The 16,656-nt window shown below is 37.4% G+C and carries 18 protein-coding genes; all 18 read right to left on the bottom strand.

Features of this window, described 5'->3' with window-relative positions:
• Positions 1-11: 11 nt before the first annotated feature.
• The 18 genes from FC88_RS12105 to FC88_RS12020 all read right to left on the bottom strand — a co-directional run bounded on the left by FC88_RS12105 (position 12) and on the right by FC88_RS12020 (position 16,601).
• The gene (locus tag FC88_RS12105) at positions 12-1,007 is read right to left on the bottom strand and encodes a peptidoglycan recognition protein family protein (RefSeq protein ID WP_057815970.1); all 996 of its coding nucleotides are present in this window, start codon (positions 1,005-1,007) and stop codon (positions 12-14) included.
• A gap of 17 nt (positions 1,008-1,024) precedes the next feature.
• A complete protein-coding gene (locus FC88_RS12100; protein WP_057815968.1) occupies positions 1,025-1,324 on the bottom strand; it encodes a holin in 300 nt (99 codons plus the stop codon).
• A gap of 3 nt (positions 1,325-1,327) precedes the next feature.
• A complete protein-coding gene (locus tag FC88_RS12095) occupies positions 1,328-1,600 on the bottom strand; it encodes a hypothetical protein (protein ID WP_057815967.1) in 273 nt (90 codons plus the stop codon).
• Between the two features lie 44 nt (positions 1,601-1,644).
• Entirely contained in the window at positions 1,645-3,084 is a 1,440-nt protein-coding gene (locus FC88_RS12090) for a BppU family phage baseplate upper protein (RefSeq protein WP_057815965.1), read from the bottom strand.
• Positions 3,084-3,539, bottom strand: coding sequence for a hypothetical protein (locus FC88_RS12085; protein WP_057815963.1), 456 nt, complete (start codon positions 3,537-3,539; stop codon positions 3,084-3,086). Before FC88_RS12085 ends, FC88_RS12090 begins: the two co-directional genes overlap by 1 nt.
• A gap of 9 nt (positions 3,540-3,548) precedes the next feature.
• On the bottom strand, positions 3,549-4,982 hold the full coding sequence (locus FC88_RS12080; protein WP_157060471.1) for a hypothetical protein: 1,434 nt from the start codon (positions 4,980-4,982) through the stop codon (positions 3,549-3,551).
• Between the two features lie 10 nt (positions 4,983-4,992).
• Positions 4,993-6,174, bottom strand: a complete 1,182-nt coding sequence (locus FC88_RS12075) for a prophage endopeptidase tail family protein (protein WP_057815959.1) — start codon at positions 6,172-6,174, stop codon at positions 4,993-4,995.
• A gap of 12 nt (positions 6,175-6,186) precedes the next feature.
• On the bottom strand, positions 6,187-7,014 hold the full coding sequence (locus FC88_RS12070; RefSeq protein WP_057815957.1) for a phage tail domain-containing protein: 828 nt from the start codon (positions 7,012-7,014) through the stop codon (positions 6,187-6,189).
• Positions 7,014-11,855, bottom strand: a complete 4,842-nt coding sequence (locus FC88_RS12065; protein WP_057815955.1) for a tape measure protein — start codon at positions 11,853-11,855, stop codon at positions 7,014-7,016. The genes FC88_RS12070 and FC88_RS12065 overlap by 1 nt, the downstream gene beginning before the upstream one ends.
• Before the next feature lie 32 nt (positions 11,856-11,887).
• Positions 11,888-12,466, bottom strand: a complete 579-nt coding sequence (locus FC88_RS12060; protein WP_187323371.1) for a Gp15 family bacteriophage protein — start codon at positions 12,464-12,466, stop codon at positions 11,888-11,890.
• 64 nt (positions 12,467-12,530) lie between these two features.
• Entirely contained in the window at positions 12,531-12,926 is a 396-nt protein-coding gene (locus FC88_RS12055; protein WP_057815952.1) for a hypothetical protein, read from the bottom strand.
• 83 nt (positions 12,927-13,009) lie between these two features.
• A complete protein-coding gene (locus FC88_RS12050; protein WP_057815950.1) occupies positions 13,010-13,570 on the bottom strand; it encodes a phage tail tube protein in 561 nt (186 codons plus the stop codon).
• 12 nt (positions 13,571-13,582) lie between these two features.
• Complete coding sequence (locus FC88_RS12045; RefSeq protein WP_057815948.1) at positions 13,583-13,978, bottom strand: phage tail terminator protein; 396 nt, start codon at positions 13,976-13,978, stop codon at positions 13,583-13,585.
• On the bottom strand, positions 13,962-14,324 hold the full coding sequence (locus tag FC88_RS12040) for a minor capsid protein (protein WP_235526940.1): 363 nt from the start codon (positions 14,322-14,324) through the stop codon (positions 13,962-13,964). The genes FC88_RS12045 and FC88_RS12040 overlap by 17 nt, the downstream gene beginning before the upstream one ends.
• On the bottom strand, positions 14,325-14,648 hold the full coding sequence (locus FC88_RS12035) for a putative minor capsid protein (protein WP_057816052.1): 324 nt from the start codon (positions 14,646-14,648) through the stop codon (positions 14,325-14,327). It lies immediately after the preceding gene.
• A gap of 22 nt (positions 14,649-14,670) precedes the next feature.
• Positions 14,671-15,090, bottom strand: coding sequence for a head-tail connector protein (locus FC88_RS12030; RefSeq protein WP_057815946.1), 420 nt, complete (start codon positions 15,088-15,090; stop codon positions 14,671-14,673).
• Between the two features lie 28 nt (positions 15,091-15,118).
• On the bottom strand, positions 15,119-16,006 hold the full coding sequence (locus FC88_RS12025) for a hypothetical protein (RefSeq protein ID WP_057815943.1): 888 nt from the start codon (positions 16,004-16,006) through the stop codon (positions 15,119-15,121).
• Between the two features lie 22 nt (positions 16,007-16,028).
• Positions 16,029-16,601, bottom strand: coding sequence for a phage scaffolding protein (locus FC88_RS12020; RefSeq protein WP_057815941.1), 573 nt, complete (start codon positions 16,599-16,601; stop codon positions 16,029-16,031).
• Positions 16,602-16,656: the final 55 nt, after the last annotated feature.

Raw genomic sequence — 16,656 nt, 5'->3', positions numbered from 1 at the left:
CATTTCTCCTTTTATTTGTTTCCGCCACCGATAGTGTAAAAAGCGCTGATATATTCATTTGTAGCTACTTGGAAGTAAATCGTTCCGTTGATGACTTTTACCCCACTATCAGGTGATTGCCATTTACTAAAATCAGTAAACGTTCGTTCAGTTCCTGAAATACTATTTCCATTTCCGTCATATGCAACAATTCCTTTGATTGCGTTGATTGTAATAATTCCAGCTTGATCAGTGTACTTTTTTGGAATGTATTCATCGGTTGCAACCTTGTACATTGGTAAACCGTTAATAATTTTAATTCCAGCAGATTGCCAACTTGAACCATTTACAAAAGTTGTATTTGATCCCGCAACAATTTCACCCTTGCTATTCCAACCAGCGATACCAGTTGATGGTCCATTTTTGACTGTGACAACATTTCTTGCAGGTGTGCTAGGTTTCGTTGAACTCCCACCAGTGGAACCACCAGAAGTGCCATTAATACCGTATGCAATATCATGAGCTAATTGCTCTTGAGTGATACCCCATTTTGGATATAGGTAACTTTGAACAGGGTCAATATGACTGCCCCAAATATTTTGTGATACCCAATAATGGGTCTTGATTCCTTTATCATACTTGCCACCTGTATCAAGGGTACATGGAATGCCAAATTGTTGAGCCTTATAACGGGCAAAATTGACAAATGTTTCATAATCCTTTTGGAATGTCGCTTTATCATTTGTACGAGCCAATTCGATCTGGACTGGAGAATTGGCATTTGCATATGAACCTGCACCCCAAGCAACGTAGCCATCAGAACCAACTTGGTAAATCTTACCCCCATCACCGATAACATATTGCACATAGGTTTGTGTCGTTGACCAATTATTTTTGAAATAAATTGCATTATTAGCAGCACCTACATTCGTTGTTTCATGAAGGATAATAAACATATTATTCGTTCTTTGGGATGAACCTTCATTTGCTCCCAAAGCATATTGTGTATTGATATTAAATTGTGCCATTTTAAAATTCCTTTCTATTAGTGCTTGTCATTTGATTCGTAACCACCTGTAACACCTTTGAACCCTGTAAATAGACCGGCAGTCGTCCCACCGACTAGAAAGCCTGCAAGACCTGCTTTGCCTAGGCTTACATCTCCAAAGATTCCTGCAATGACTAGACCGACAATAATGCCGACCACCATTGCGATAAATGGTAGATATGTGTTAGCTATCTTTAACTTTGATAACTTGATCGCTTGGATTATGAAATATACTCCAATACCTATAATTGCTAATTCTGGCGCACTTACTAATCCAAAACCTTGTATTATATCCATAAATTACCCCCCTTTACTCTTTTCTTTTTTCCATTCAAACAGTGTTTTTAACTGTTCATCATGCCTTGATAAATGCTCGCTCTGGTCATGCAACTGGTCATAAATATCATTGTGAGTGTTCCCCGAACGCTCATCTAATTCATTAACATGGGTAATAACTGAATCAACAGAATCAATAAATTCAATAAACTTTTTCAACAAGTTAAAAAAACTCCAAAGGAAACCACCAATTGCCCCAAATATCGAAATAACGGTTAATATCGTCGTCAAAGGCAATGGCTTCGCCCCCCTTCATAAAAAAAGAAACAATCTAACATTCGTTAGACTGTTCCATATCTGCTATCCAAATATTGATCTGTTGCGACACGGTAAGCTATATGCCCACCGATTTCCATTTTACGGTCATAAACAAATGGTGTGCCTTCGGTTAGATTCATAGTGTATTGCTCTCCTGATTCGTGATAGCCGGTTTGAGCTGTTCCTGTCGCTTTGATTTGACCCGATACCACAACATAAGAATATGCGACTTGGTCTTGATATACCCATTCATTGGTTGCTACTCTCAATACCTTCTTGCCATTCAAGGTACCTGTATTGGCTACTGAATATGTTTGACCTACGGTTAATGCACGACCGATTGTGCCATCAGGTCCATAAATATTCGTTGGTTGATATACACCAATAATAGGAGTATTTGTTACATCTTTTTGATTCTCAATGATTGAAACAGGCTTATTATTATTCGTCTCACTCTCATCAAGAGCCAATGAATATGCAGTCGTGAATACTACCTTCGTTGTGTCATGTGTCGTGTCTTCCAAAATAACACGACCATCTGGCATGAATGATAAGAATACAGGTTCAGCATTGTGTCCATCACTATCCATTGCAACACCAACCCCAATCTTTTCAGACTGTGGGCGACATTCCTTAGGTAATAGGAATACCGTTGAACCACCTGACGTATTACTAAATGCAGCGATTGACATTTCAACAACGCCATCTCGTAAAATCAGACTTGAACCACCTGCTTGGTGCCATGAATTAAATGGATCTTGCCAATCAATGTCACTAGCTTTATATGTCTTCGTTGCCATTGATGTTACATGTTCATTGAACGTTGCCTTTGATACGACATCATTGTTTGCAAATAATTCTTTGATATTACTGCCGATTTGATTTAATGCGTCATAATCGGATTGAAATTTCTTGATTGCGTCATCTGCCGCATTGGCACTCTTTTCAGCCTTATCGTTTGCTTCTTGCAATCTTTGAATAATTTCATCACTCAACTGGCTAGAGAAATTCTCCGAGCCAATACTGATGTTATAAAAATCATTTGGTAAGACATCAAGGTTAAAATTAATCGTTGCGATTACTTGATCGCTATTCTTAACTTCAACAACCATGCGCTTATATTGACCTGCACTCGCAAAGCATTGAGATGGCAAATACATGGTTACTCGTCCACTTTGCCAATCTGTATCAGGTTGAGCGCTCACGACTTTAAACTTACTGTTTGAATCTTCTCCATACAAGGTAACAGAAGCATTGTCAGGGTCTAACTGATGGGGAATATTGCCATCATAGAACCACATCTTTAAATCTGCCCCATTTTCTCCCTGTCTGAATCTCTTATTTAATGAATAGGTAACTAAATCAACTTTGTTAAGGTCGATTTTTAAGAATCCACCAACAGAATCAGGAGTTGCGGGCAACCATGAATCTTGGTTCAAAATTTTATCTTTGTTTTCGTCCATTATTGATTTTCCTTTCTTTTAAACCCGTAAAAAATAAGACTGGCGTTCATGTCTCCAATTAATTCGGAAACCTTGAGCCAATCTTTATTTACTGTGTCTATATAATCTTTTGTAAAATATATCGTTTCAGGTATGTTCAACGTGAACACCTTGAAATTACTGAAATCCGTTCGGATTATGTCATTCTTATTGAACCCCTTATTGATTAAATGATTAATTAACGTTTCCAACTTATTGAAATCATAAAGCCAATTCTTATAAATTGCTGAATCATCTCTCGTCGCATACAAGGGTTTGAATACTGATGTCGGTACAATACTTGGATCAACAATATAATTATCTGTTAAGACCTTCCACACCGAAGCCATCTCGTTAGATACGACTTTGAAATTATCATCATTAATCTTCAAAAAATCAGGATAAGGTGTATTCGTTTCTATCTTCTTAAATTCCATTTTCTCCCCCTAATAACTCGTCACATACGTAACCGTAAATTGAGCATAACCATACGTTATTGATGTTTGTAATGTGACATTCCCCGACGTATCTATATTTACTGCACCTGCACTGTAACTATGATAATTTTGGTCCATTGTAAATACTATGCTACTAACGGTATTCATTGGATATGCCCAACTTGGCAGACTGGCAAAGGTAGTGTAATTACTGTTTGCATCCATTCCTGAATACTGAATCGTTACTAATCTACCTTGTTTCGTGATATACGCTGAACCTGTAAAAACATTAGTGTTGATTGACAACTGCTGATGTATAAACGTTGGCTCATTCTCTGAAATCTTGCTATTGATCTGCGATATTGTTTGACCCTTCGTATAATAATTCGACAAATTTATATTACTTATTGCACTATTGATTGCTGAATTTACTTGCGTTGCCGTCTGATAACTTGATAAATCTGGCTTTGCTTCTGCAATCGCTGAATTTACCACGCTTTGGATTTTAGACACTGTTTCGGCTTTGGTAAGGTAATTAGCCATGTCTGGCGATAAACCTTCTGTCGCTTTAGAAATAGCGTCTTTAACCTGCGTGCTAGTCATGTAATTAGTCATATCTGGTTTTATATCGGCAACTGCCTTACTAATTTGACTGCTTACATCACTCTTCGTTGGATAATCTGTTAAATCTGGTTTTAATCCTGAAATCTGGGATGTTACTTCTGCTTTGGTTGCGTAATCTGTTAAATCTGGCTTTGCCTTATCAATTTGAGCCGTTACTTCGGCTTGGGTTATGTAACTTGATAAATCTGGCTTTGCACTATTGATTTGAGCGGTTACTTCGTCTTTAGTCAGGTAATTCGATAAATCCGGTTTCAATCCTGAAATTGCATTATCAACTTGAGTTTTGACTTCATCTTTCGTTGGATAATCACTTAGATCGGTAGGAGTGATATTCTCCACTGCACTATCTATCTTTTCTTGGACTTCATCACTGTTCAAATAGGTTTTTAATGCGTTCTTAATTAAAGACTGAACTTGCGTTGATGTCTGAAATCCTGATACATCAGGTGCATTGGCTTTGATTTCATTCAAAATCTTTTCGTCTAATCCATCAGACTTCACATAGTCATTAAGTGCACTGGTAATTGCTTCCTGAACCTGTTCCCCTGTCTGATAACCCGATTTATCGTTATTATCCTTGATAGCCTTATTTACCACTGATTGGACCTTAGAAACAATTTCGTCTTTTGTAAGATAATTACTTAGGTCTGGCTTTAATCCTTCGGTAGCTTCACTTATTGCTGTTTTAACCTGTTCTTTGGTCAAGTAATCTGATAAATTTACCTTGGATTTTTGAACAATGTCGTCTACAAAATCATAAATACCCAAAACAGCTTGTACATGGGTCTGTGGAAAGAATGCTGTCCCATTCTTTGACATTTTAAATATATCAGTCATCAACTTCGCCTACCTTTGTAACATCAAATTGACTGTTTACATCAGCATTTGATTGCTTAGATTGCAATTCTTTGATTGCTTTTGTATCAGTCATACGATTTGACTGTAATTGAGCAATCATTTTATTTGGATCAAGCATAAAATTACCAAATGTTAATGTATCTTCTTGGTTACTCTGTGGGTATAAATCCTTCTGAATAACACGAGTTTCAACATCAATGTCATTTCTATCTTTTAGATAACCCCAATTACCTATTGTCGGGTCATTTAATTTGTCGGTTGGGTTATTAGTCTCAAACTTATTTACGTTCGCCGTGTACTGAATTGATGGATAATCTTTGAGCTTTGCTTTCATCTCTTGAATTAATTGGTCTTCGGTAGTCGCATTATCATCTGTAAATAAATCATCGTCAATCACTCCATAGACTTTTGCAAATGGACTGGTATATTCTGCCTTAACTGTGCTTGATGTTGTCGTACTGTCTGTATCATCACTTGAATCGTCTGAATCGGACGATTGCGAACTGTCAGAGCTATTTTCTGTTGTCGTCTCGGTAGTTTTACCTACTCCATAAATATGTGTTCTAATCTGCGTATAATCTCCTGTATCTGCAAGCGTGTAAATATCGCTTCCTGATACATAAACAAACGCATTGTGTTCTCCCAACGATTTATAAATATCAATGTGATACCCGTGTGCCTTAAACTCAAACTTAAAATCATTCATGACTGTATCGGTAAATAATCCTAATGCCTTTTCTTGACCGATTCCGTCTTCGCCAAAATCAAAATTATCAAAACTATCATGAATCGTATATGTGAATTTTGTTCCCTTCGTCAAGAATTGCATGGTACTATCCAAACTCTGGGAACCTGTCAATTTATCCATGATTAAATGATCGTCAAGGTCTTGCAATACCTGCAACCCTGTAATCGTCCTTTGATAATTATTACCAAACGTCGTTCCATCATTCTCGGATATTCGATACTGTTCGCCTGTTTCTGGAACTGTAATTATTGACCTTGGTTGAAGCATTTTATACGCCGATTCATTATCGGGAATATTTATCGTTGTAAAGTCCAACTGTTCGACCGTATTCAACTGTTGGGTAATATGAACATCACTTACAAGCAACGGTTCTTGGTTACCTGCCAAATCGGATATATACAACATATGAACACCCCCTTAATAATAAAATCTCGTTGTAAAACTTATCGTCCAATTACTTGCACCACTTACTACGATTTCATTCTTGCCTACTGCAAAGTCTAGAAATTCATGATTACTATATTGAAATGCTGAAACACCGTCTAAAACAGGTTTCAAACCATAAATCTGCAATTTATTGCCACCATTCAATGCTTTCTTAAACGTTAGCGTTTGATCGGTGGTTTTATTTTCTATTGATAATTGACTTCCAACATTCCCTGTAAATTCAATCAATACTGGTCTTTCATCAGCCTTGAGTGGAATGTGTCCCAAATTCCAAATGTCGAAGTTACTTTGATTGCTATATTTGTATGAAATTTTTTCATCACTCGGAACACCAAGTCCCCAACTCATCAAATTACTTGGAACTGTGAAATCATTTTCGGCTGTCGTAAATACTGTTTCTGCGAATCCTTCTCCATAAACCAAATTGATGGTTATTGGTTGCGAATACCAGAAACTGCCTTGTCTCGGAAAATCAAATGCTTCTGCACGCACCTTCCAACGAATCGTAGGTATTCGCATATTGATTACATAAAAATCTTCGTAACTTGCGAATATCTTCAACACTCTTTGGCGCATTAACTCATAATCATAAACATTTTTGGCTTTCACACGAATCACTAATGGAGCCGTTGTCTGTTGAACTTGCGTATCAGTCAACGTTGCTCTTGTCTCATGAATCTGTGTGTATGTAAATTGATAATTTGGACTTGGTGGGTCAAAACTAATAACCCGAATGCCTAAATCATCAAGGTTATATGTTGTTCCATCTAACCGTTGAATTAAAATGCTTTCACTCATTAGTGAAGCCCACCTTTCTTGGATTGAATACTAATTTCTTTGGCTTGCATTGCCTTCATTAATGGATATGTACCTTGTACGATTACACCATTATCGAGCAATGTATTTACTGTGATATTGCCTAAATTATTTGAATTGATTCCAACATTGCCACGACCGATTGAAGCATTAGCATTTGAAATGCTCTTGCCTGTAAATTCATGAGCTTGGTTCCTTGAATTATGAATGGTCTTCAATGCTTTAGCCATGGCTCCATTAGGATTCTTTTCAACACGTTTCTTGATTGCTTCCATGATTAATTGATCGGCACTATCTCTGTTTGGATTGATTGCTACTTCTGGTTCGCCCGGAATCTCCCCAAAAATAGCTTCTTTATCAGACCAACCACCATTGCCAAATCTTGGACGTCCTTGTGGTCCTGAATGCAACCAGTCAATCTTAGATGTCCCCCAAATTGATGTTGGACCGATTGAACTTTGCCAATCACTGTTATTAAAGAATGCAAGTAATTGGTCGAATGGATTCATGATATTGGTATGTCCCGGAACAGCATAATAACTGAATGTCGGTGGTGTGTATTGCAAAATACCACGAGCTTCGTTACCACCACTGTTCATATCTTGGATTTGTTGAACAATATTTCTGCCACCTGATTCGGATTGAATTACTGATTGCAACATCTTAATGAATGAATCACTAGGATTTACCTTCATCATTAAAGCAGCAGCCTTAATCATCTTTGGATCATAATTGCCACCCATGCTGAAATCCATATCGGACAATTCTTTCTTGAATGGTTCAGAAATTGACTTCAACAATCCATTTTCTAATGCGGGTCCAAACTGTCTTACAAATGGACTGCCCGTAAACTTAGCCTTTTTATCGAATGATTTCTTCAATAATGGCATTGGGTCTTTCTTAATCGTATCAAGATGTGTAATTAGGTAATCCATCATGTCATTGCTTGCGTCGCCTTTACCATTTGCATGATGTGGCAATCCTGCAACCATTGACATAAATTGCTTAGACATACTGTGTGGCATGATTGACGTATCTTGGTCAAGGTATCGAATTTCTTCGCCTTTAGTACCAACTGGATAAATACCATGGCGCTTGTCATATGCTAATTCGTAACCTTGTTCCCCAACGACTGCCAAACCACCTGCGTAACCTGATGTACCACCTGCAAATTGTGCAAGTCCTAACTTCTTACCACCAAATGCACCAATGACTGTGTTCACGCCACCAATACCCTTGTTGATTTGAGCAATGACTTTGCCCATATCTTTATTAGCGATACCCGGTAAACTGTTAAATGCACTTCTGAACGATTTCTTCATGGAACCGAGCCATGAACTCCACGTATCAAGAAACTTGCTTGAGAATTTACTTTCAGAATTAAGTATTCTGTTGGTTTCATTAACGAATGTACTGTCTAACTTGCTGACTTTGGATTTTTCATCACTATTAGCTTTAGTCCAGACATCACGCCAATCACTATTGAACGTCTTCTTGAAACTTCTTAACCGTCTAATAATCTTATTTACTGAATTATCGAATTGAGTAGCAAACTTACTGCCCTTCGTGGCTTTATTGGCAAGACTTACTTGTTCTTGCAACTCTTTACCGATATTGTCACGCTTCAATGTCTTAGATAAACGTTGGAAATCTCTATTTAGCTTGCTGAATGGGTCTGATTTGCTCATTCTCTTACTGAATGTGTTCAAGGTCTTAAATGTACTATTTACGACCCTAACCTGTTTAGCAAACTGTCTCCAAATTGGCGTGCTCTTCTTGATTTCTCTATCAATCTTCTTGATTCGCTTGCTTGGATCATTCTTCTTTAATCCAGTATTTAATCTCTTGAAATCTTTAACAATATCATTCTTCTTTAAAGTCTTGTGCAACTTCTTGAAGTCCTTATTCAACTTAGAAAATGGGTCGGACTTCTTGATTTGCTTGCTAAAACTAATCAAGGTCTTAAAACCTTTTTCAACCTGCTTGAGTGGCTTTACGAAGTTCTTCCAAGAAGATGTATTTTTCTTGATTGAATTAGACAAATTCTTAAATGTCTTACCAAGCTTATTCTTCTTCAAGTCCTTATCCATTTTGTTTAGATAAGTCGCAATTTTGTTTTTCTTCAAGGTCTTTTCTAATTTAGGCAAGTCCTTGTTGAGTTGAGCAAATGCGTCTTTCTTGCTCATGGATTTAGCAAACTTAGCTAACGTCTTGAAGGCATTACCAATTGACTTAATTGGCTTGGCTAACTTGTTCCAACCCTTTGTAGAACCTTTGATGTTCTTACTGATAGCAGTAAGTTCCTTGTTAGGATTGTTCTTCTTCAAGAATGACTTGAGACCAGATAAAGCTTTCTTATACTTCTTGATTGCAGGCACCATATCTTTAACATTCTTAATATCTTTTTTAGATACATGTGTCGTTGCTACATCTTGAATTGCTTTAGAAGTGGAAATCTTCTTAGACATTGACTTTTTTGTTCTTCTAGATCTCGATTTACCCCCACGAGTTTCTGAATTATCACTCGTAAAGATATTCTTTACATTCTCAAAATCATCTTTGAAACCTTCAAATATACCTGTCCAACGTTTCTTTAATGCAGGTATAATCTTGTCAAATCTGCCTAAGAAAGCATTAGAAACAACGTCCCAAATTGAAGACTTAATGCCAAATGCTACCTTGAACATATCTTTAACGATGTTAAATTCACTCTCTATGGAGCTTTTAACTAATCTAATACCAAAACCAATAACAGGGTGCTTACTTTCAATCTTGGCAATAATATTGTTCCAATTATGCATTGCTTCATGAGTATTGAAACCAATCTTGGCTATGATTCCTTTTGGCTTGAATCCTTTAGCCCAATCATTCCAACCATTGGAGAAATTGAGAGTAGCTTTTCCTGCCCATTTTCCTGCCATTCGTCCAATGATATTACCAATCGTAGCGCCGACACCACCACCGAACACTACACCAATACCGGTACCAATTAAGCCCCCGATACCTTTACCTGTTCGTGTAAAACGTTCGTCTCTACTCTTTGATGTAATACCCTTGAATATATCGAATGCGTCAAATGCAATATTTAATCCTAGGACTAGCTTTCCACCGATTGACTTACCAACATTGGTAGCCTTTGCTAGACTTCCAGAACCTAAGATTTTAGATAGAATGCCACCTTTACCTGCACTAGCCGTTGCACCTTCTGCACCTTTTGCTAAATCTGTGCCTAATGCAATGGTCTTCAATCCTTTAAACAATTTGATTAATGATTGGATCTTCAACATGTAATTAGTAATCTTTGATGTTGCCCACATTCCTGCGAGTATACCACCGAGAACTTGAATAGCCGTCTTATGCTTTGCAATTCTTTCTAAACCATCTGCAATGGCATTTACTCCGTCGCCTTTGGCACCAATAAAAATCTTAAACAGACTTGCTAAACCGTCGATATATCCAATCGTCAAATTACTACCGATTGAGCCAACACTCTTGAATATTCCTGTAATTGACTTAGCATGGTCGGCAACCCAATCAAGGGAATCTGTTAGTCCTTTACTGATTTTATTTACTGCGCCATTTAAGACACTAGACATATTTGTGTTTCCAACTTGATTGCTGAAAGCACTCATTACGTTATTCATTCCATTGCTAACCTTTTTACTGGCTTGCTTGAATACATCATCAGTCTTTGGATCAGAAACCCAACTGGACACACTCTTAAATAATGGGTTCGACATATCAAAGAATGGTTGCGTTATTTCTCCAATCAATGCAGGTAATCTACCCTTGATTGTACGAACCATACCTTCGGACGTGGCACCAAAATTCTCGGTAGCGGATTTATATTTCTTTTGCATATGAATAAGAACTTCGTCCATTGTTGCGGACGAAATTTTACCCGCCGACATCATGTCATTCATTTGCTTCATGGTTAAACTACTGTTATTCGTTTGCTGTTGCATTGTCTTTAACAACTCGGTACGAATCTTTGGAAAGACATTAACGAAACTCATCATATCTTGTGCCGAAATTTTACCGTTGGCTTCCATCTGTGACCATTGTGTTGCAAAATTTTGAACAGAAGCGTCACTTTGACCGAATGCGTCTTGCAACGTCAACATTGCTTTGGTCAATTTTCCTGTTCTTTCGGCATTATTCGTAACAGCGTATAACTTAGAATTTAAATCCTGAACCATGGGAACCGAATTAGCAGCCGCAGCCGCCATGTCGGTCGTCATTTTGACCATCTGTTTACCTTTTTTAGATGAACCGGTTAATGTCGTCCATGTAGCGTTCATTGTCTGCATTTGCTTGTTATATTCAATACCTGCACCAACTACACCAGTCACTGCTGACTTGATCGCATTGAATCCACTGATTGCAGCATTAGAAGCTATGCCACCAAAGAATGCACCACTGAATACGCCCCGAATCTTGCCCGATTGTTCTTTCAAATCTCGAACTTTATCCATTGCAGAACCCATATTGTGGTTGAAATTAGAAAAATCTGCCTTGAATTTCGTCTTAACAGGCTTTTTAAGCGATTCTTCTTCTTTCTTAATACGATTGACCTTGCTGTTTACATCTTCTGTCTGAGCCTTGATTTTTTGTGTTACGGTATCGCCTAATTCGGACTTTACCTTCTCGTGGGTTTCCTTTGCCTTATTAGATACCTTGGACGAGTTATTTTTGAACGATTCGTCCATCTTATCCCCTGCATTATCGCCAAAATTGCGAATTAATTGCTTTGCGGATTCCAAATCAGGCGTGAATTTGTCTTTATTCAAAACTAAATCAATGTCTATTGTTCCATCTGCCATTTAATTACACCCCCTTTCTCGTCTAAATTGAACTATTTCTGTTCAGCCATGCCTTTTAGCATAGTGAACATGTCTCCTACTTGTTGATTGAGTGTATCTACACTTGAATCTTCAAGGGAATAATATTCTTGAGCTCTTGTAAGGTCAGCTAACGCCTGTCCTTGATAATCGAGTATATTTGCTTGCCTGATGTCAATGATTCTCATGATTGGAGATTTACTTGAAAGGTTATTAAAAAGCGCCCTGAACTTCTCCCAACGCATTTTGTCGATTGAATCAATTAGATCAATTCCATAATCAAACAAAAAAGACGCATAAATTGCTTCTGCGTCCTGTTGGTAACTGAACCATTTTGTCGGTTCGATATTCGGTTGATTATTTCCTATCCCTATTTGACTTTCAGGTTGGTATGGGTCTTGTGATATGTACTCTGTGATTTTCTTTAAAGCGTCAGCCGACACTTCGTAATCTTCCATATCATTAAAACTCAACGTATCAGCACCGAGAAAGATATTCCAACCAATAACCAATTTCTTGGTAAGAGCAACGTCGTTTTTATCAAGGAGTTCATACCATTTCAAAACATTATTGAATGAAAGATTTACTTTCAAATCTCCAATTTCAGTGCTTACTCTATCATCTAGCCCATTGGTTAGAGATAACAATATTTACACCCTATTTCTTTTTGGTATTAGTATTGATTTCAACTTTATCAAGGCATTCATTGACCTTGCCGAATACTGTTGCTAATGCTCTTGTTGATTCATTGAAGTATTGGTAAATTTCTGTTCCTTGACCGTCGCCAAAATACTTGTCAAAGAATGGAATGATTGCATTGCGGATTTCTTTATATAATCCTGACATCATTTTCACTTGTTCATCAGTGGACTTCTTATTTACAACGTTTTCTTGCATTCTATTGACCTTGTCAGAAATCTTTTGCACCTTAAATTGAACCTTGTCCATATCTAATGCACATTGGTCATCAAATGTAAGCTCACGCTTTTTGCCACCAATCATAAATGAGTATTTTAGTGCTAGTTGATTATCAATATTTACGTTAATTGCCATTATTAAAAATTCCCTTCTAATTTACCGCCTTCGTCTACCGAATACTGTTTATTTCTTAGGCGATTTTTATACATGATTATTTATTATTTTCCAGTGTCTCCAGAAGCTGTTTTATCTCCTAATGCTTGGCTTGAGCCTGATGTTGTACCATTCTCGCCGTCGCCATCATCATTATTTTTGCCACCTGTACCTAGAACTGGAACGCCATTCAATGAGAATGTAACAGACATTGTTTGACGTGCATTGGCATTACCACCAAATGGAACAATTGCAGTCATGGTTGCATTAGCAATTACTGTGTTTCCTGCTTGATCGATCCAACGGAACAATGTACGCAATGAATCTCCCATGGATAAGAACTTAGAAGCAATATAATCTTGTGCTTCGTCCCCTACCACTCTTTGGAATGTCATTGCAAATGTGACACGTTTACCTGTGACATCTGTTTCACTAAATCCTTTATCATTCCAGAATGATTGTGTATCGGCTGTTTCATTGGCAGCAGGTGTTGCTGTTTGCAATCCTTGAGAAATCTCTGCCCATTGCGCTTTTTCAGCGTCAGCACTTGGGTCTTGACCGCCATTTAAATCTACTTCAAACTTATTGACCCAGTTTTCAGGTCTTGTTAATGTTTTTGTTGGCATTTTTTATACTTCCTATTTCTTAATATTTGTAACGACATCTACAAAAAAATCGAGCATATACACTGAATAACCTTGCGTATCTTGTTCAGACACACTGGGTAATCCTGTTTGCTCGATTTCGTCAAATTGAAAGCTGTCGTTCTTACTTTCAATATCATTCAACTGTTCTAGGAAATTTGAGATTTTCCATAATGAATCATTCGCTAATTCTTGGTCTTTGGTTCTGATCGCAATTTCATAATTGATTCGCTTCGTCTGGTTTCCTGCCCAATCTTGGTCAATTACAGAAGAACCCGGCAATGGATATAATCCTATCGAATCATCAGCTTGCATGTACCCTATTCTTACTCTGGTTGGTAAATCTGGAACTGTATTCAAGGCTTCGCATAATCTATCTATTAGGTCCATATAACTTGGCTCCATTGATTAATGCTTTTTTAACATGTCTCATTTTCGATTTATTACCCTTTAACCTTAAATCCCAACGTTTACCAGTCCCCGGTGTCGAATAATTATGGATTGGATATTGATTGTCTATCAATCCAATAAATTGAGCATGAGCATATGGTTGGGTATATCTGATGGTTCTACCATCATCTGTAACGTAAGAATCGTCACGTAAATCCCCTTCTTTGTAAGGAACGTATTTCTCCATCTCTGATTGTGCTTGAGAAGCCGCCGCCTTACGCCCTGCTTTTACTCGATTAGGCATATCATTAATGTCCTTCATGTTTATTGATACATTGATTGCCATTTATAGCACTTCCAATTCATAAGACCATACTTCATTGCTGTATGGGTCACGATTATCTGTAATTTGAGTGATTGAGTAGTCTTTTCCTTCAAAATTCAATGTCGAACCAACATGCTTAGGGTTCAAAACTGGCATTGGACTAGTGATTTTGGCATAAAAAAATACAATAGCATTGGCAACGATCTGCCTGTTATTGTTACTTCCTGAATAGATTGTCTGTGGTTGAACTACACAATGTTCAATAGAAATCTTTTCATATTCTTCTTTGCCCCAATTATCCACTTCGCCTGTCTTGAACTTTAACACAACTGATTGGTTTGCCATCTCTTTGGAAATCGTTGGTAACTTAATGACTATCAACCCCACGATAAAGAAGCCCTGTATGTACTAACAATTCATATGCAGGCAAATATACACCCGACTTGCCATAGGTAACCGCATTTACTGGGTTACTTGACTGTTGAAGATGTGTCCTGCCTATCTGAACGTCTGTAATACCTGCCTTCTGTTGTTCTACCAGACTTGAAGCCCCTAAATCATCTGCAAATTCACACTGTACGCAAATTGCTTTTTGAAATTGGTTAGCTCTGAACTTGATGAAATCATCATCAGAATTTAAGTCTTTTTGAATATCATGAAATTCGTAATAATCCTTAGCGAGATTACCGACCAATAACTGCGAACTAGCTATAACTTTATTGAATGAATCATTGTCTAACTTCTTGAATCCTAATTCTGTATATCTTGCAAATTCCATTTGCTTCATGTGTTACACCCCTATCTGTGGGTATTAACTAGGCTTTTGAACCTGAACTTGTACTTGAACTTGCAGGAACTGCACTCATGTAAATACCTGATTTGGCATTATCAAGAACGATTGCGTCATAATATGATAATCCCTTAATTGTGTAACGGTTACCATTACGATCGGTTGATGGGTCAATTACAGAAACATTGTCATACTTGATAACTGGTGCAACTGCTGTCAATGGTGCTAATGCAAATTGAACTGTGTCTTTGATTGATAGACCTGCCAAACGGTCTTTAGCAACTCTCAAAATAGGCACTGAACCGTCGATTTGCGCAACTGTACGATTGATTCCTTGGATTCCCATTTGGTTGGTTGAGAATGTACGAGAAACACCACTTGCATTCTTCAATGCTGTATAGAAACCACTTGAAGCGAACAATACATAACCACCGGGAACTTGGTTATCTGTCATATATGCTTCGGCTTGGTCATATGCGTCAAGAGCATTCTTAGCGTCGATTGTGTCTGTTACTTTCTTGCCTGCATTATCATAAAGAACTTGCATAGCAACCTTGTCACGACGTGGAATTGTAACCAAACGATTATGTTCAGCAACTACATTACTTACTGTTAATGCTCCATTTTCGTCCATGTCCAATTCGTCAAGGTCATATGAGAACCAATCTTCATGTGTTAGCTTAACTGTTTCTTTATCCATACTTACTTGTGAACGTACATTATCTTGATTACGTTTATATTCTGATGGTTGAACTAAACCACTCATTTTATTAATACGAACTTCATGAGTTCCGACAAAATCAGCTGATGTAACACTCTTTGCACCACCTGTTAATGGTTGCCAAATTTGTGAATCGGCTTGATATTCTTTGTCTAATTCTGCCATGTCTTTTGAATCTAATACTACTGTCATTATGTCTCCACACTCCTATTTGTTATTTACCGCTCATTCGATCGGCAATCTTTTTAACTAATGAATCTTCTTGCCCACCATTGTTTCCAGAAGGATTGCCACCTTTAAACGCATTGATATGATTGTTAGGTTCAGGTTCTTCATTTTCAAATAAGTAATCATGGCTTTCTTTTAAATCCTTGATTTGCTTATCAAGACCGGTCAATTTTCCATCTTCGCCTAATTCAATACCTGACATGTCTAAATCTTTAAACACCAAGTCTGCGTCCTTAGCTTTACTGTCACGCAATGCTAATTTGATTGCATTATCCTTCTTAACGCCTGCGAGTTGAGCCTTAAAATCATCACTCGATTTCTTGTTATCATCTTGTAATTGTGCAATTTGAGCCTTTAATTCTTTATTGTCGCCTGATTTCTCTTTTAAATCCTTTAATTGAGAATCACGATCGGTAACGCCTTGCTTATATGAATCACGTTCTGTCTTTATTGATTCGAGTTCACTCTTGATTGGGTCAATATCAGAATTGTAAGCCTTCATTACTCCATTTACTTGTTTGTCTGATAATCCTAAGTCTTTTAATGCTTTACGTTCCATGCTTAAATTCTCCTAACATTTTTTTGTACGTGGTAACGACCACGACGGATTTTTT

Source organism: Companilactobacillus futsaii JCM 17355 (assembly GCF_001435505.1).
GTDB classification, from domain to species: domain Bacteria; phylum Bacillota; class Bacilli; order Lactobacillales; family Lactobacillaceae; genus Companilactobacillus; species Companilactobacillus futsaii.
This window is presented reverse-complemented; position numbering and strand designations above follow the sequence as displayed.